The 17,378-nt window shown below is 62.6% G+C and carries 13 protein-coding genes; 8 read left to right on the top strand and 5 right to left on the bottom strand.

Annotated features, from left to right (window positions below; genetic code table 11):
* Positions 1–8: 8 nt before the first annotated feature.
* The gene (locus AC6H1L_RS12145) at positions 9–173 is read right to left on the bottom strand and encodes a hypothetical protein (RefSeq protein WP_497597761.1); all 165 of its coding nucleotides are present in this window, start codon (positions 171–173) and stop codon (positions 9–11) included.
* A 339-nt stretch (positions 174–512) separates the two neighbouring features.
* On the bottom strand, positions 513–1,892 hold the full coding sequence (locus AC6H1L_RS12140; protein WP_497597760.1) for a dipeptidase: 1,380 nt from the start codon (positions 1,890–1,892) through the stop codon (positions 513–515).
* 338 nt (positions 1,893–2,230) lie between these two features.
* Here AC6H1L_RS12140 and AC6H1L_RS12135 point away from each other — a divergent pair, with 338 nt between their 5' ends.
* The 3 genes from AC6H1L_RS12135 (at position 2,231) to AC6H1L_RS12125 (ending at position 4,164) form a co-directional block, all read left to right on the top strand.
* Positions 2,231–2,884, top strand: coding sequence for an SOS response-associated peptidase (locus tag AC6H1L_RS12135; protein ID WP_497597759.1), 654 nt, complete (start codon positions 2,231–2,233; stop codon positions 2,882–2,884).
* Between the two features lie 201 nt (positions 2,885–3,085).
* Positions 3,086–3,709 (top strand): biotin transporter BioY, encoded by a 624-nt coding sequence (locus AC6H1L_RS12130; RefSeq protein ID WP_497597758.1) that lies wholly within the window; start codon positions 3,086–3,088, stop codon positions 3,707–3,709.
* A gap of 137 nt (positions 3,710–3,846) precedes the next feature.
* Complete coding sequence (locus AC6H1L_RS12125) at positions 3,847–4,164, top strand: class I SAM-dependent methyltransferase (RefSeq protein ID WP_497597757.1); 318 nt, start codon at positions 3,847–3,849, stop codon at positions 4,162–4,164.
* A gap of 29 nt (positions 4,165–4,193) precedes the next feature.
* Here AC6H1L_RS12125 and AC6H1L_RS12120 read toward each other — a convergent pair whose 3' ends face one another.
* Positions 4,194–5,600, bottom strand: coding sequence for a DUF512 domain-containing protein (locus tag AC6H1L_RS12120; protein ID WP_497597756.1), 1,407 nt, complete (start codon positions 5,598–5,600; stop codon positions 4,194–4,196).
* Positions 5,601–6,138: 538 nt separating this feature from the next.
* On the opposite strand from AC6H1L_RS12120, the gene AC6H1L_RS12115 reads away from it, so the two are divergent.
* Positions 6,139–7,416 carry a hypothetical protein gene (locus AC6H1L_RS12115; RefSeq protein ID WP_497597755.1) on the top strand — a complete coding sequence of 426 codons (1,278 nt, stop codon included), beginning with the start codon at positions 6,139–6,141 and terminating at the stop codon, positions 7,414–7,416.
* Positions 7,417–7,471: 55 nt separating this feature from the next.
* Here the strand turns inward: AC6H1L_RS12115 and AC6H1L_RS12110 are convergent, their stop codons facing one another.
* Positions 7,472–10,900 (bottom strand): Eco57I restriction-modification methylase domain-containing protein, encoded by a 3,429-nt coding sequence (locus AC6H1L_RS12110; protein ID WP_497597754.1) that lies wholly within the window; start codon positions 10,898–10,900, stop codon positions 7,472–7,474.
* A 393-nt stretch (positions 10,901–11,293) separates the two neighbouring features.
* Here AC6H1L_RS12110 and AC6H1L_RS12105 point away from each other — a divergent pair, with 393 nt between their 5' ends.
* Positions 11,294–11,878 (top strand): pyridoxamine 5'-phosphate oxidase family protein, encoded by a 585-nt coding sequence (locus AC6H1L_RS12105; RefSeq protein WP_497597753.1) that lies wholly within the window; start codon positions 11,294–11,296, stop codon positions 11,876–11,878.
* Between the two features lie 54 nt (positions 11,879–11,932).
* Here the strand turns inward: AC6H1L_RS12105 and AC6H1L_RS12100 are convergent, their stop codons facing one another.
* Positions 11,933–12,076, bottom strand: a complete 144-nt coding sequence (locus AC6H1L_RS12100; protein ID WP_497597752.1) for a hypothetical protein — start codon at positions 12,074–12,076, stop codon at positions 11,933–11,935.
* A 306-nt stretch (positions 12,077–12,382) separates the two neighbouring features.
* On the opposite strand from AC6H1L_RS12100, the gene AC6H1L_RS12095 reads away from it, so the two are divergent.
* From AC6H1L_RS12095 to AC6H1L_RS12085, 3 genes are all read left to right on the top strand, one after another.
* Positions 12,383–12,634, top strand: coding sequence for a hypothetical protein (locus tag AC6H1L_RS12095; RefSeq protein WP_497597751.1), 252 nt, complete (start codon positions 12,383–12,385; stop codon positions 12,632–12,634).
* A gap of 272 nt (positions 12,635–12,906) precedes the next feature.
* Complete coding sequence (locus AC6H1L_RS12090; protein ID WP_497597750.1) at positions 12,907–13,857, top strand: nucleoside hydrolase; 951 nt, start codon at positions 12,907–12,909, stop codon at positions 13,855–13,857.
* A 224-nt stretch (positions 13,858–14,081) separates the two neighbouring features.
* Positions 14,082–17,201: an FAD-binding and (Fe-S)-binding domain-containing protein gene (locus AC6H1L_RS12085; RefSeq protein WP_497597749.1), complete on the top strand. Its 3,120-nt coding sequence runs from the start codon at positions 14,082–14,084 to the stop codon at positions 17,199–17,201.
* The last annotated feature ends 177 nt before the right edge of the window (positions 17,202–17,378 follow it).

The following is a 17,378-nucleotide window of genomic DNA, read 5'->3' as shown; positions in this document are numbered from 1 at the left end:
CGTGCACGCTATTCGTATTCTTGCTTGCTGGTTTGCTGGCCGTTCCCCAGATTGGAGCCGCTTCTTTCACTCGCTTGCAAGGCGCGGCGCAGCCCGGCATGGCTCTTCAGGTATGAGCCATACTTGCCAGGTAGTCCGCCACCGGTAGGCGGTAGGCGAGTCTCGCAGGTCAAGCGCTCGCTCTCTTTGCGCAGCGTCGCAACGCCTCTCAAGCCCGATCATGGATTAGCATAGAACCGATCAGGGATGAGAACAGCACAGCACAGAATGAAGATGGGAACGGATAGGCTACAGAGCAGGAAAGGTAGCCTTATGACAAAGGGCTACCTTTCCTGCTCTGTTCCTATGCTGAGGCATCGGTGACCCGCGGCGCAGTCGGGGCGAGCGCCACCGACTGTGGTCTGTCGGCAGCGTTTTTCCTGCCGACCCGCCGCCTTCCCTTCTCTTTTCTTGGCTCATCCCCCGCACCGTCGCGAGGCGTCAAGGGAAGGATTGCCATCTAGTCGACTGGTTCAGACTCTTTGGGCGTAGAGCTGCAGAAAGCGCGCGACTGTGCGTATGCCTTTGAAGAATTGCTTGAGTGAGTATTTTTCGTTTGGCGAGTGCAGATTGTCGTCGGGCAGGCCGAAGCCCATCAGGACGATGGGAACCCGCAAGATACTGCTAAAGAGGGCGGCGATGGGAATAGAGCCACCTTCACGAATGAAGACCGGCTCACGCCCGTAGGTCTCCTGGAGGGCTGCCGCGGCAGCTCGCATGACTGGGGCGTCGATCGGGACAAGCACGCCGTCTCCGCCGTGGATCTTGAAAACACTGATTTCAACGTCAGGCGGGGCCAGCTCTTTGACGCGCCGTTCGAAGAGACGGTAGACTTCTTCAGCTGTGAGTCCCAGGTCCGGCGGGATGCGCATGCTGATTTTGACTTTGCCGCTGGCGGGGATGACAGTTTTGGCCCCTTCACCGCTGAAGCCGCCGACAAAGCCATGTACTTCGAGGGTCGGTCTGGCCCAGATGCGCTGTAGCGGTGGATATTCTGGCTCGCCGGAGAGTTGGGGGACTCCCATCTCTCGGCGCAGTGTTTCGGCCAGGTGCAGGGGATCTGCTTGCCAGAAGCGCTGTTCTTCTGGCGGCGCTTCGCGCTGGCGCTCGTAGAGACCAGGGATGTGAATGTGTCCCCGGGCGTCTTTGAGGCCGGCGATGATCAGGGCCAGTGCATGGAGGGGGTTGGGAGCTATGCCGCCATAGGTACCTGAGTGCAGGTCGCGCACGGCTCCGCGCGCTTCGATTTCGGTATAGATGATGCCCCGCAGCCCGGTGATCAGGGCCGGCAGATCTGGCGCGGGCATGTGGGTGTCGCAGATGAAGACGGCGTCACAGCTCAGGCGCTCGGGATAGGTGCGTACATAGTGCTCGATGGATTCGCTGCCGGCCTCTTCTTCGCCTTCGATGAGGACACGTACGTTGACAGGCAGGCCGCCATCGGCGGTGATGAGGGTCTCCAGGGCTTTCAAGACCAGCATCGTCTGTCCTTTGTCGTCGCAGGCCCCGCGACAGTAGAGGTTTTCGCCGCGGATGGTCGGCTCAAAGGGCGGCGTCTGCCAGAGTTCGATCGGGTCAACGGGCTGGACATCATAATGTCCATAGATAAGCAGGGTGGGCTTGCCTGCCGCTTTGAGCCATTCGCCATAGACAAGCGGGTGGCCACTCGTTTCGATGAGCCGTACGTTGTCCAGGCCAAGGCTGCGTAGCTGGGCGGCGGCGTATTCGGCTGCCCGGCGCACCTCCGCGGCGTATTCGGGCAGCGTGCTGATGCTGGGAATGCGCAGCCAGCCTTTGAGGTCTTCCAGGAAACGCTGCTCATGCTCTGCTATATACGCTTCTATCTGCGTCATGACAACTCTTCCTTCCTTAAGCGTCTGTTAGGGAAATCCGCCTGTTATGGTAGCAGGGTGGAACCGGCTTTGTCCAGAGCAAGCCTCCCCCACTCTGGCTTTCTTCGCCTGGCCGGCTGGCTGGTCACGGCTGCGGCTGGCACTTTTTTGACAGGAGGAATGGTATCAGGTGGCGTTAATAGCCTGGTCTGATCCTTGCCGCTGGCGGCTGCGGCGCGCAGAATAAATAAAGGAAGGAGAGCGGTGTATGGGGAAACTGTTGTGTTTTGGGCGCGCTGGGGCTTGCTGGTGAATGGCCCGGGGGCCAGGCGCTCCCTGGGGAAGGAGCTGTTTCGCTTATGTGCGGTCGTTTTACGTTGATCACTGATTTGAAGACGATTGCCGAGATCTTTGGGGTGCCGGCTACGTTGGAGGCTCAGCCACGCTACAATATCGCCCCTTCACAGGAGGTGGTGGCGATCTTGCATGAGGGGACGCGCCAGATGGCCTGGCTGCGCTGGGGCTTGATCCCTTCTTGGGCTAAGGAGGAGGCAATTGGGAATCGGATGATTAATGCGCGCGCTGAGACCCTGGCCGAGAAGCCAAGCTTTAAGCGCTTGCTGCGCTCGCGTCGCTGCCTGGTGGTGGCCGATGGCTTCTATGAGTGGCAGCAAACCAATGGCTCCAAGCGGCCAATGTACATTACGCTGCGCGATGGGTCGCCGTTCGCTTTCGCCGGCTTGTGGGATCAGTGGAGCGCCTCGGATGGGCGTACGCTGCGCACGTGTACGATTGTGACGACAGAGCCAAATGAGTTGTTGGCAACGATCCATGATCGTATGCCGGTGATTTTGCCGCGCGAGGCCTGCGAGCGCTGGCTTGATCCTGCCTTGCACGAGACGGAGGCGCTGCTGCCGCTGCTGCGTCCTTATCCGGCCGCGGAGATGCAGGCTCGCCCGGTCTCGCGTCTGGTGAATGATCCGCGCAACGAGGGCGCCGCTCTGCTGGCCTGAGGTCAGGGCTGCGCGCAGCGCAGCGTCAGTCTTGCCGTACCAGTCAGCGGCTTTTTATAATTGCTTCTGGAGAGAACGGGGACCCGCCGCAACCGCTCCGCTCAGATGGGTTGGTCACGCAAGGCGGGTCGCCGGTAGGCTCCTTTTCGCAGCGCTCTGGCTCGCTGCGCCTGTACTACTTTGTCCATAAGGAGTTTGTCGATGGCTTCTGTGTCCGGAACTACGCTGGTTGATCGCCTGCTGCCGGCCCGCTCGCTGTCACGCTCCACAGCTTTGTTGCGCGATGGGATACTGGTGCTTGGCTTCAGTGCTCTTATGGCCTTATGTGCTCGTTTTTCTATTTATATTCCCTGGATTACGCCAGTACCGATCACGCTGCAGACGCTGGGTGTGCTGCTGACGGGGGCTGTCCTGGGGAGCCGGCGCGGCGCTCTGGCTTTGTTGGCCTATCTGGCTGAGGGGGCGATAGGGCTGCCGGTCTTCGCCGGCGGCGCTGGCGGTGTGGCGGTGCTGCTCGGCTATACCGGTGGCTACCTGTGGTCCTACCCGCTGGCGGCCTGGGTGACTGGCTGGCTATGTGAGCGGGGCCTGGACCGCCGCTATGTGACGGCAGCCCTGGCGATGCTGCCCGGCTCGCTGATCATCTACGCAGTGGGCGTGCCCTGGCTGGCCGTGGTGCTGCACCTGGGATTAGGTCAAGCCTTGCTGCTCGGTATGGTACCGTTCTTGGTCGGCGATACGCTGAAGTTGCTGCTGGCAGCGGCCTTGTTGCCCTCAGCCTGGTTGCTGCTGCGCCTGGGACCGCAGCATAGCTCACAGGAATAGCTTGGCAGGCTGGCTACAGTCACCTGTCAGGGTGTCCAGGCCAGTTGGCAAATGCGCCGCAGTTGGAAGCTTCACAGGATAGTTATCCTGTGAAGCTTCTTTTGTTGCTCTTCCTTCTGATCTGAAAGGACCAGGAGATGAGCCAAGAGACCCCTCCGGAGGCGTTCGACGTCGAGGGAACTTTTGCGCCTTGCGACTACCGCTATTTCTATGACCCGGTGCTGACAGAGAAGCGTAGTGAGCGCGAGGTCGGGCAGATCTGGCAATTGCTGGGATTGCAGCCGGGGATGACAGTGCTTGATGTCGCCTGCGGTTACGGGCGGATCGCCAATCGGTTGGCGGCGCGCGGCTGCCTGGTGAGCGGGCTGGACCAGCAAGGAGCGCCCTTCACTCTGGCTAGTCGACGCCTGCGGGTCGTGGCCACCAGGCCGGCGCTCCCGCCCAGTCCCAACTAGTTAGAGGCCTCCGCCGACTCCATCCCCGCTTAACGTGCCGCTAATGTTGGCCATAGACGCGGCGCGGGAAGGCCGGCTAATTCGCGTATCGCGGCTACAGTCTCCTGGGCATTGCGCACGAAGAGGGAGCGCACCGGTAAGCGCGCCTGAAATTCTTCGACGGTGACATCATCCAGAAAGCGCTCTCCGGCATTGTCGAGCATGATGCGCGGGAGAAGGACGAGATCGCCGAGGTCCCCTTGTTCGAGCAGAGTGGCAAGCACATCTTGACCACAGAGCAGCCCGGCTACGGTCACCAGTGGACCAAAGAAGCGGTTTTCAACGGCGATGACGCGCGCTTCCAGCCCTTCGATGCGGTTGAGGTCCGCCGCCAGGCGCTCGATGATGGGGCGCGCCATTGTTCCAGTGACCAGGGTGACACGCCTCGGCTGGGCCAGGCGCGCAGGCAGGCGGCGCCGCGCGCTCTCCCACTGCTCAAGGAGGTAGCGCGTCATGCCAACGCCGTTCTCGATCTGGGCGTAGTCGCCGTAATGGGCAGTGGGCGGGACTTCACGGCCTGTGAGATAGTACCACTCGTCCGAGAGGTAGACGAAGGGGTAGCCCTCGGGATGGCTGGCGGCAAAGCGCTGCTGATGGGCCTCGACTTGGGCGATGATTCGCTCGGCCTCTTCGCGCGTGTAGGGGCGCAGCGGCGGCAGGTCGCCGGTCTTGAGCAGGTTGTTGTATTTGGTCAGGCCTACCGGTACGACCGAGATCGATTCGACGATGGGACGCAGGGCGGCCAGATCTTGAATGCTGCGTTCGAGATGCTCGCCGTCGTTGATGCCAGGGCACAGGACGAGCTGGGTGTGACAGGTGATGTGCAGTTCCCCAAGACGCCGGATTTGCTCAAGAATCTCGCCGGCTCGCGGCCCGTCGACCATCTTGCGCCGCAGCTCCGGCTCAGTCGTGTGCACTGAGACGTAGAGCGGACTCAGGCGCTGCTCGGCCAGCCGCTGCCAGTCTTGTTCTTTCAGGTTGGTGAGTGTGATAAAGTTGCCAAAGAGGAAGGAGTAGCGGTAATCGTCATCTTTGATGTAGAGGGTGGAGCGCAGGCCGTGGGGCAGCCCCGGCTGTGGCGCATAGCGCGGCGGTAAGCCTTTGATAAAGCAGAAGACGCATTTGTTCGCACATTGGCGAATAAAGGGCGTAGGCTCCTCGCCAAAGATCAGCCCCAGGCTCTCCCCCTGTTGGCGCACAATGGTGACCTCGCGCTGCTCTTGCTGGCGCTCGAAGACGATGGTGAGTACGTCGTCGGCGCTGTAGAACTGGTAGTCGACGAGGTCGCGAATGAGATGGCCGTTGATCGTGCGTATGAGATCGCCTGGCTGGAGGCCCGCGCGGTCAGCAGGGCTGTCGGGCACCACCTCACGCACCCAACCGTAGAGCTTTGGCATGAACGCTGCTTCCTTCCTTTGATGACTGGCTGCCGTGGTTTGGGCTGGCGGCGCGCACTGGCGTCGGCCCGCTTGATTTATTCGTCGGCTTCGGTCCGCCCCGTGTTGGAGGTATCGGCCAAGATTATACGGCTGACCGGGCCTGGACGTCAAATCATCTTTCCCCTTTCCTCCTGCCCCGCTGACTCGCCACGCGCCCCGGTCTCCCCTGGCGTATCCCCCGATCGTCCTATGGCCCGCTCCAAATTTTGGCCATTTTTTCGGTCAGGACCTCCTCGCCTCGCTCCCTCTGCCCGGCATCTCGGCCAGCCAGGGAAGCCGTTTTCTGCCTCTCAGCATGCTCATTTTAGGCTCAGCAGATTTTCTACCTCTCGATATCCTCAATATCGCTTGCTTGTTGACGATACATGTCAATCCGCTTATCCTCCAAAAAGGGGCCTGGCCCTGGTAAGCGTGCTACCGCTCCGGTGGTGTGCGCTAGCGCCCCCCGCCCTTGATCTGGCCCCTGAAGTCAGGAATGAAGGAAGGAGAAAGAGAGATGAGCGCGCATGATCCCTGGTGGGTTCAGATGGGTCTCCCTGCCTTTGCCGCTGGTCCTGATGGGTATCCCCGTCCTGGCCAGGTTACTCGCTACTACCGCCAGCAGATGATCAAACACTGCGGCTGGTCCTGGAGTCAGAAGGATCTCGCCCTTGCGCTTGGCGTGAGCGAGATCACCGTTCGCAAAATGGAGGCTACCGATATGGGTTTCGACTCGATCTCCCGACGCCGCGCCGTCGCCAGCTTGCTCAACATCCCTCCCGTCCTCCTCGCTCTGGCCGCAGGCCCGGGCGACTCTCCCCTGCCAGGCCCGTTTCAGGACCCTGTTACCTTCTTTGTGATGCACGGCTCGCCCCTCTTCACCGATAGCAATCTCCCCGATTGGCAGAGCGCTACCCAGTTCCTGCACCAAGCCTGGACCAATCACCACCAGATCAGCGCTCGCCCCGATCTCGCCCGCCTCCACTGTCTGCTCAACGACCTCTATCGCCTGCTCCCTTTTACCAGCGGCCAGGAACGTTCCACCGCCCTGGGCCTGCTGAGCAGCGCCCACATGCTTTATACAACTGTGCTCCGCGACCTGCAGTGCTTCGAACCCGCCCTTCAACAGGCCACTAAAGCCCTCCACTGGGCCCACGAACTCCACTCCTACGAGGCGATGGCCGCAGTTTATTTTTGGGCTGGCTTAACGCTGTTGGATGCCGGTGATCCGAAGCAGGCATTGAAGTACTTCGACAAATGCAAAGTTCTTCTGCCCCAGGCCCCGGCCTCGCTGGGCGCCGCCCTCTACCTGAATCTCGGCGTTGCCCGCGCCCTCACGGCCCGCTCTCAACAGGAACAGCGCTCCTCCCTGACCTCCTTCGATCGCGCCGCCTCCCTTCTGCGGAGCGCCCCGACCGACGACGATCCCTTCTTTGTCAAGGCTGATGCCGACCGCTACCACGTCGATCGCGCGCGCGCTCTCCTGGCCCTGGGCCGCCCAGGCGACGCCCTCGCCGAACTGGCTCAGCGCCGTCCTGATCCCCACCTGCAACGTCGCCGCCTCTATGCTTCCATCCTGGAAGCAGAAGGCCACTTTCTCAGCGGCGAGCCTGAGCAGGCGGCGCACCTTTTGCAGCCCTGCCTCTCCCAGGCCCGCGAGCTGCATTCCGCCCTCAACGTTGAACGCATTCGCCTGCTCTACCGTCGGCTCCGGGCCTCGTCCGCAGGCCAGGAGCAGGCCATCATTGAACTGGGCAACCAGCTCGGGGCCGATCTCTCGCCTCAGAGCGCCTGAGCGATGGCCTGAGAGGCTTGTCTCATGCGCCTGAGAGCCGGGTCCTGTCCCGGGCTTAGTCGCTCTCCAGCAAGCGCTCGACGTCGGCAAAAGCGCGCAGCACGCCCTCCTTGACGGAGGCGGGCACCAGGGGAAAGCTCTGGGGCTGGGGACCATAAAGCAGGTCGCGCAGGTCAGCCGCACTCAGCCCATAGAGATGAGCGACCAGGGCATCGATCTCATGCTGGAGCTGCAGGCGTGCCCGCCGCTGCTCTGGTGGCAGGGTGGGCGCGTCTTCAGCGCCCAGCAGTTCGCTGCGCAGGTGAGCAAAGGCGGGGCCAAGGCAGACCAGGCGGGCGACGCGGCGCGCAATGGCCTGGCAATAAGGCTGTTCTGGGTCCAGGCGCGCCAGAGGAAGCTGAGCGGCCTGAGACATGGTAATGTCGACCGAGACCTTGTGGCGAATGACATAGTCGAGAACAAAGGAGTTGAGCAGACCACACAGATAGGCCAGCAGCGTCGGGGAGAGGCTGCGCTCATAGGCCAGGCTGAGCGGTTGGGCTGGCCCGGCTCTCACAAGGGCCAGCAGCTTATCGCGGTTCAGGCGCCAGGGGCGCACATAGGTGAGCGTGTTGCCGAGAAAGCAGCCCGCAGGCAGGATAGTAGCGATCAGGCTGCGGGCGTTCGTGCTGCTGGCGACGCGGCGGAAGACAAGGCGCGGCGCCTCGCAGTCGAAGCGCACATCGGCGGCGGTCAGAGGTCCACGGCCATACGTGGTCAACAGGGTCATGAGGCGCTCACGACGTCCCCCCTGCAGGGGCTGAGGCAGCTCTATGCGTGCCAGTTCATCAAGCTCTTGTTCCAGGCGCTCAAGTTCGCCGCGCAAGAGCGCTTGCCGCCCTATCTCGGGTACCACATGGTAGCGCGCTGGCGCAAAGCAGGGACAATACTGATGGATCATTTTGCCCTCGTAGAGCGGCCAGCCCTCACCGGAGCGGTTGAACAGTCGGCGATCGCTGGTCATATCGAATTCACGGGTCAGCGTCACCGACCAGGCCCCGGCCGCCTCCCGTTCCTGGGGCTGTGCGCCGAGCAGCGGCCATGTCCCATAGATGCGGCTCAACAGCTCGGCCTCGCGCTGGGTCCGCAGCTCCAGCAGCGAGAGCGTTTCTGGCGCGAAGCGTTCGATCAAAGCGCGCGGCAGAGCGATGGTAAACTGCTGCTCATCGCTCTGCAGGACAGCGGGGTCGCGGAGCATAAAGGCAGCCCGGAAATGAGCCGCAGGCCGCTCGCGCGTAAAGACCAGGAGGGCAAATTTGCAGCGGCTATCAATGGGAAAGAGGCCGGCCCGGTTCTCAAAGCCAAGCAGCACTATGAGGCGGGCCCGGTCCAAGAGCAGACGGCGCAGCCCGGCACTGCTCTGATCGGTGTAGAGGCTGGCCGGCACGACCAGGCCGCAAGAGCCACCAGGGCGCAGTAGCTGATAGACTCGCTCAACAAAGAGCTTGTAGCTGTTGAGATCGCCGCCGCTGGCTCTGCTGCCGATGGGGACCCGTTGAGCTGGATAGAGACCGCTCTGACGCACATAACGACTCAGTCCCTCCAGCCAGTGCGCCTCGTCCTGCCAGGCGCGTTCGATATGGTGATCAGCCAGCAGGTGCCGACGCTGCTGCTCGGCTTCGACGCGTTCCAGGCGGCGATACAGAGGATCATAGGCGGCGAAGAATTCGCGCGAGTTGGGCTTGAGCGTCTCCCAAGGCGGATTGGTCAGCACAGCATCGAAGCCCGGTCGGCTCCGCAGGCGCCCACTGTCCTCGAAGAAGACCGAGGAGAACTCAAGCTGCCAATGAAAAGGCCGCATGCGTCTGACCAGGCGCCTCAACGTCTGCAGATAAGGAGCGAGCCCCAACGTGCCAGCAGCGTCAGTCGCGCTCTTCGTCGAGCCTGCCGTAGCCTCCGCCTGGCTGCCGTCCTCGCCACGAGCCACAGCGGCCACGAGTGCCGCCCAGGTGCGCCGATCGGGCAAAGCAGGAACGGCCTCATTCTCGGGGCCCCCTGTCTGATCCCGAGCAGCAGAGGAGCTGGCGCGCGGCCAGAACCAGAGCGCCACCCAGAGATCGGCCAGGCGCCGCATCCGCGCGCGCTCCTCCGTTGTCGCAGGCAGAGCGTTTTCCGGCAGCGGGATCAGCCGCAGCAGGCGGTCCAGGCGTCGAGATCGGGCCGGGGCCTCAGACCTCACATGCGCATCTGGCAGCGGGATACTGATGAGACTATTGCCGCAGCGCAGGTTAGCGCTCACAAAGGGAGCCGCCTGATCCAGATGGCCGGTAAAGAGCCAGAGAGAGAGGCGGGCCAGCTCTACAGCCAGCTCATCGAGATCGACCCCATACAGACAGTGCTCCGCCACCAGGCGCCGATAGCGCTTCCAGCACTCCAGCGGCGCCGTCGCCAGGGTCTCCCCTTCGCCCAGCAAACGCACATAAGCTCGGGTCAGATAATCGCAGGCCGCCACCAGGAGGGTTCCTGTCCCCATCGCCGGATCAACCACCCTGAGTGCAAGCATATCCTCAGCCCGCCGGCAGCGGCTCACCAGAGGCTCTAGTGTTCGCCGCACCAGATAGGGAACCAGGGCGGGGGGCGTCGAGTAGCTGCCGCGGCTTTTGCGCCCGCGGCTGGGCATCAGATAGACGTTGCCAGGAGCCACGGCGCGCACCACCGGGTAGCGCGTCCGACCGTCGCGGGCCGGCGAGGAGACATTGAGCCGCGCTGGAATAACAAGGCGCCGGCCCCGGTCCTGTACCTCGTGCAGCGGCTCACTGGCCAAACGCGGCTCATAGGCCAGCAAATCCTCATAGAGGGCCGCTGGCAGCCAGATCCAGTCGGTCTCCGGCGTCACCTCGCCAGCAAGCGTATCACAATCCAGCAGCGCCAGCACCTGGATCAGCACCGCGTCCGGCACGGCCAGAGCCTCCAGATAGGGCGTTGTCGCCGGATCAAAAAGGCGCCCGGGATAGGACGCCAGCCTCAGCCCTGGCTGCTGGCAGCCGGAACGCATGAGCGCACATAGCTCTTGCAGACGCTTCCAGAGTCGGCCGGCAGACGCGTCATCCTCATCGACCTCCCCATCAGGCGCCCCTGTGCCAGGCTGATTACTCCTCTGTCTGGCCGGCTCCCGGCTATCAAGGTTAAGCGCGCAGTCGGCACTCACGTAGCCGGCCCTTCTGGCGGTCTGGATGAAGAAGAGGCGATAGATCAGGCGCAGGGTCTGCTCATAGAGACCTCGTAGATCCTGCAGGGCCAGCCTGGCAAGCTGATCACGCTCAGAGCGAGAAGCAGCGGCCTCCTTTGCCAGCAAGGCGCGGGCCTGCCTGAGTAGAGCCGTCAACAAGAGTACCAGCGCCTCGCAGGTTCGCTCTTTCAGCTCTGACAGCCGGCGAGCAGCCTCTGTCTGTTGACTGATAGCGGAAGATGGCCTATGCGCCTGGGCAGTTGGCACTGATCTCATAGCTCGTTCAGAGCGGCCTCTTTCGAGATTGGACCGAGAAACATGCTCAAGAGCGCGACAAGGCCAGCAGCCCTGGTCGTCGCCTGTCGGCCTCCACAACCTGAGAGGGAGGGCATTGGCTCACCCCTGAGCCAGGCTAGCTAGCTAGCTAGCTAGCTAGCTAGATATAGCTTTGAATGTGCAGGATTGTCAATAGTCGCTGTAGCCAGCGAGCCAGCGCGAACGGCTGCGCTGGCTGTGACCAAAGTGAGCCATTGGCTCTTGCTCATCACGCCAGAGGCGGGCATGCTAACACCAGCAGGCCGAAAGCCAGAAAGCCAGAAGGGAGCCTTACACGAGCAAGGTGAAGGCACCCCATTGGCTAGCCCAGAACCAGCAGAAGGAGTCAGCAGCGTGGATGCAGAACAGACAACCCAGCAGCCAGAGCTAGCGCGTGTTCGCCGACGTGACCGCGCCGTCGACGACGAACAGTGGATACGTAGCTTTCTCAAACGGGCGCCGGTTGGAGTGCTGGCCACCATTGACGGGGAGCAGCCGTTTCTCAACAGCAATCTCTTTGTCTACGACGAAGCAGCGCACGCCATCTATCTGCATACCGCAGTCGTGGGTCGAACACGCCGCAACATTGAGGGCAGTCAGCGCGTTTGCTTCACCGCCTACGAAATGGGGCGCTTGCTCCCCGCCGAGACCGCCCTTGGCTTCAGCGTCGAATACGCCAGCGTCGTAGTTTTCGGGGAGGGCAGCCTCACCCGCGACCGGGAGGAGGCCCGGGCCGCGCTGCATCTGTTACTCAAGAAATATGCTCCGCACCTGGAACCGGGACGCGACTACCAGGCCGTTACCGATGACGAGCTGAAGCGCACCAGCGTCTATAAGATCCGCATCACTGCCTGGAGCGGCAAAAAGAAAGAGGCAGCGCCGGATTTCGCAGGTGCCTACTACTATGGAGAAAAGCAGCAGCTTCACGAGCCGTCCTGACGCTGCACCGCTGAGCGGCCTGGCTCTTCCTCGCCACCATCAGACATGGATATCTCATAAGAGCTGGCCGCTCTCCAGTATATCCGTGAAAGCCAGGACGAAATCGTGCTGATCCTGCGGCATCTCATAGACCGGAGTACCGCGAATCTTCGGCTGTGGCTCTGCCTTGCCCATCGGCGGGGGACTCGTGAAGGTCACAGCAGACAGCTCAATCTCGCGCCCCTCAGTATCGCGCAGCGTAAAATTTAAAATTATAGCTCGCAGCTACTACCTGCTCGCTGTTCGAGATATTCAGCAGCGTAACGTCGATTAACAACTACTGATCGCCAGCCTTGGGCTGCTCGAAATTCAGACCAGGAGAAGTCTCGATAGAGTTCAGCAATCTGCCAGCTATCATTAAATGTCACCGTCTCGCCAACCTTATGACGGACATTGGCTACTTGCACCTGTCGTTGAAGAGGTAGCCGTCGCGCCAGTGCTGCTGACCGCCGTCGACCGGGCAGAATGATTGGCCGTACTGGCCGTTGTCGTCAGCATAGCGATGACATCACCCAATGCCAGGCCGGTGAGAAAGGCCACGACCAGGGCTACAATCCAGACCAGGTAATGCAACGCCGCGCCGGCGGCGTCGCCTGGGCCGGTACTGGTACCGGCACCAGCACGATCCCGGAAATGCCAGCCGTGGGGGTACAGGGATCGGACGGCTTCCAGGGCCTACAGCCCGGCACCGAAGGAGAGTTTCCAACAGGTGGCTGATCAGAGTGATACTCCTCTCAATCGAGATCTCTGCCCGAAAAGTGAGAGAGATCAGGCTAACCGCGCCCTCACCAGGCTCTTGCCTCTCCAGGCCAGAAGGTAGAAAGGCTTGACCCTGACCTGTCGTCAGGGATATCCTAACCTAGAGGAAGACAAACCAGAGAAGAGCGAGAGCCTGAGAGCCGACAGAGACAGGCAGGCCACTCACTCCCTCCCTCAATGAGCGGAGCACACAGCCAGCCAACCAGTCAGCCAGATGAGAAGGAAGATCCATGCCAACAGAGCAGCCTTTGCATCTCATCCTTGACACCGACCCAGGCATCGATGACGCCCTGGCCATCCTGCTCGCCCTCGCCTCGCCCGAGGTCAGCCTGGAAGCCATCACCACCGTTAGCGGTAACGTTCCACTAGCGCATACCACCCGCAACGCGCGGGCCTTGCTCGCCCTCGCCGGGCGGCACGACATTCCGGTCGCCGCGGGCGCGGCGCGACCGCTGGTACGTCCGCCAATCCACGCCGCTGACGTACACGGTCAATCCGGTCTGGGACGGGCCGAGCTGCCCGAACCAGCCTCAACATCTCCGGTTGAATACGCCCCCATACTGATCAGCGAGCGTATCAAAGCCGCGCCGGGCGCGGTCACCCTGGTGGCCATCGGGCCACTGACCAACCTGGCTCTGGCCGTCCGGCTGGCCCCCGAGATCGCCCAGCAGGTACGCGAGGTTGTCATCATGGGCGGAGCCTTGCGCGTTCCCGGCAACGTGACCCCTGCTGCCGAATTCAACATTTACGCCGATCCCGAGGCCGCCCACATCGTCTTTCACGCCGGCTGGCCACTGCGCCTCGTCAGCCTCGACACCACCCAGCAGGTCGGCCTGACGCGCGCGCAATTCGCTCCCCTTTGCCGGCCAGAGAGCGCCATCGGGCGCTGCATCGAGGCGATGCTAGCCCACTACTTCGAAGACTTCGCCCCGCGCGCCGGCTACGAGCGCTTTCATCTCCATGATCCGCTAGCGCTAGCCGCCGCCTTCCATCCCGAGCTGCTCCACTGGGAACCAGTCTATGTCGACGTTGAGCTGAGCGGCAGCCAGACCGCCGGGGCTACCGTTGCCTGGTTCCGACGCCGTCGCGAGACGCCACCCCCCAACGTTCTGGCCGCCACCGCCGTAGACAGCAATGGCTTTATCACCTTCTTCCTGGAACGGCTGGCACACTTGCTGTGAGCAGTAGAAGACCTCGGCCTGCGCCGCCTCGCCTGCCCGTCTCAGTTGCCGCTCGCTCTCGCAGCGTCAGGAGCGCGACCAGCACACGCAGTGACGCTTTCGCTTCGCTTCGGCGCCTGAGTTCGCCCGTCAGCGCGGACTGGCAGCCTCCTTGCTAATGTTAACCTCAGCCCGACTTGCTTACTTGCTCGCGCTCAGGCCCGGAAGTATCAGGACCAGGAAGGATGGACAAACAACCTGTGACACATGTTCAGCAGCCGCCAAGGAAAGATGTGATCAGCTCCCGCAGGCTCAGCGAGCTGGCAAGCGCCCTGCGCACCCAGGTGCGCGGCGACGTACGCTTTGATCCCGGCAGCCGGGCCATGTACTCGACCGACGCCTCTAACTACCGCCAGGTGCCTCTAGGCGTCATTCTTCCGCGCGACGCCGATGACGTCTGCGCTGCGATTGACATCTGCCGCACCTACGATGTGCCCATCCTGGCGCGCGGCGCTGGTACCAGCACCGCTGGCCAGACCTGCAATATTGCTGTTGTCCTTGACCTATCGCACTACATGCGGCATATCCTCAGCCTTGATCCCGAACGCCGCCTGGCACGCGTCGAGCCCGGCGTCGTGCTGGATGACCTGCGCCACGCCGCCGAGCAGCACCACTTGACCTTTGCCCCCGATCCCTCAACGCATAACCGTTGCACCCTGGGCGGCATGATCGGCAATAACTCCTGCGGCACCCACTCGCTCATGGGTGGCAAAACCGTCGACAATATCGAAGAGCTGGAAATCTTGACCTACGACGGGCTGCGCTTGCGTGTCGGCCCTACTAGCGAGGAAGAGCTAACCACAATCATCGCCGCCGGCGGACGACGCGGCGAAATCTACGCGCGCCTCAAAGCGCTGCGCGATCGCTACGCCGACCTTATTCGCCAGCGCTACCCGGCCATCCCGCGCCGCGTCTCTGGCTACAATCTCGACCAACTGCTCCCCGAGCATGGCTTTCATGTCGCTCGCGCCCTCGTTGGCAGCGAAAGCACCTGTGTCACCGTCCTGGAAGCCACCGTTCGCCTCGTCCCCAGCCCCCCCGCACGCGTCTTACTCGTCCTGGGATATCCCGACTTCTTTCGCGCCTGTGACGAGGTTCCCGAGCTGCTCGAATTCCGCCCCATCGCCCTTGAAGGACTTGATGAGGGACTTGTCGCCGATAGCCGGCGCAAAGGCCTCAATCTTGACCACTTGCGCTTACTGCCACCAGGAGGCGGCTGGCTGCTGCTCGAATTTGGCGGCCAGACGCGCGCCGAAGCCGAAGAGCAAGCGCGCACCTTGATGGCCCATCTGCAGCGGCGAAGCGGCAGCCCTCCGCCAGAGATGCGCCTCTGCAGCAGCGAGGCCGAAGCACGGGCCTTGTGGGAAGTGCGCGAATCGGCCCTTGGCGCCTCCACCTTCGTGCCAGGCCAGCCCCTCAAATGGGAAGGATGGGAAGATTCCGCCGTTCACCCCAACCGTCTCGGCGCCTATCTGCGTGAGCTGCGTGCCCTGCTTGACCGCTATGGTTACCAGGCCAACTTTTACGGACACTGCGGCGAGGGGTGCGTCCACATGCGTGCCAGCTTCGACCTGGAGAGCCAGGAAGGCATTCGCCGCTTTCGCGCCTTCATGGAAGAAGCCGCCGACCTGGTGGTAGGCTACGGTGGCTCGCTCTCCGGGGAGCACGGCGATGGTCAGGCGCGCGCCGAATTGCTGCCCAAAATGTTCGGTCCAGAATTACTGGAGGCCTTCCGCGAGTTCAAAGCCATTTGGGACCCCGCCGGACGCATGAACCCTGGAAAGGTTGTCAATCCCTATCGGCTCGACGAGGACCTGCGCCACGCCCTTCCTCTTCCTCGTCCCCCGGCCACACACTTCCAGTATCCCGCCGATCAGGGCAACTTCGCCCATGCCGTCATGCGCTGCGTTGGCGTCGGCAAATGTCGCCGTACCGATGGCGGCCTCATGTGTCCGAGCTACATGGTCACCCGCGAAGAGGCGCACTCGACCCGGGGACGCGCCCGCCTGCTCTTCGAGATGCTTTACGGCCATCCTCTGCGCGGCGGCTGGCGCTCCGAAGAAGTGCGCCAGGCGCTCGATCTCTGCCTGGCCTGCAAAGGCTGCAAAAGCGAATGCCCTGTCAACGTTGACATGGCCACCTACAAAGCCGAATTCCTGGCCCATTACTACGCCGGTCGCCTGCGACCGCGTAGCGCCTATCTCTTTGGCCTCATCCATCGCTGGGCCGCCCTGGGGGCCCATGCGCCCGAGCTGATCAACCTCTTGACGCAGGCGCCCCTCTTGCGCCACCTGCTGAAGCGCGCCGGGGGCATCGCGCCTGAGCGACGCCTGCCCCGTCTGGCCCCGCTGAGCTTCCGCGCCTGGTTCCAGGCCCGCCCGGCGCGTCCGGCAGAACAGCGCCGCGGCCCACGGGTGTTGCTGTGGCCTGACACCTTCAATAATTACTTCCATCCCGAAACAGCCCGCGCCGCCGTCGAGGTTCTCGAAGCCCTCGGCTTCCAGGTCGAGCTACCGCCGGTCGCTCTCTGCTGCGGGCGCCCCCTCTATGACTATGGCATGCTCACCAGCGCCAAACAGCACCTGCACCAGATCTTGACTGTGCTGCGCCCCTATCTGGAGCAGGAGATCGCCATCGTCGGACTGGAACCCGGCTGCGTCTCTGTCTTCCGCGATGAACTGCCCAATCTTTTCCCCGAGCGTCCAGAGGCGCAGCAACTCAAAGAGCGCGTCCTCCTGCTCAGCGAATTTTTAGAGCGCTACGCCAGAGACTACCGCTGGCCACGCCTGGAGGGTCAGGCTCTACTGCATCCCCACTGCCATCAGCGCGTCCTCATGGATGTCGCTGCCGAACGCCGCCTGCTGGGCAAACTCGGCCTGCAGGTCGAGATACCCGACGCCGGCTGCTGCGGCATGGCTGGAGCCTTCGGCTTTGAAGCGCAGCACTATCCTATTTCCTTGCAGGTCGGTGAGCGCGTCCTGCTGCCGACGGTGCGCGCGGCTCGCCCGGAAACGCTAATCATTGCCGACGGCTTTAGCTGCCGCGAGCAGATCGCCCAGACGACGCCGCGCCGGGCTCTGCACCTGGCCGAAGTCTTGCAGTTGGCCCTGCGCCTTCCGGCCAATGCCCGCCTGGGACCTTACCCTGAGCGAGCGGCCCTCTTCGCCCCGCCTCTACCGGCGGCCAGACGTCGCCTGGGCAACGCCTTCGCCTTCACCGGGAGCCTGCTTCTCACACTGGGCACGCTGCTGCTCTTGCGCCAGCGCTACAGACGCCGCCCGCCGCTCCAGCGGAAGCGCAATTAGAACAAATGTTTGACACACATCGTGACCTGAGCTATAATAAGAGCCGGAGAGAACAGGCACCATCTTCGCCAGGCTAAGCAAGGGTCATAAAGTGGCCAGATGAGCGTTTTTTTTCTACAGAATGCTGCGCCACGGTAGACGGAGCGCTTACCAATGAGGTAAAATGAGTATAAAGCG

Source organism: Thermogemmatispora argillosa (assembly GCF_059696725.1).
This window is presented reverse-complemented; position numbering and strand designations above follow the sequence as displayed.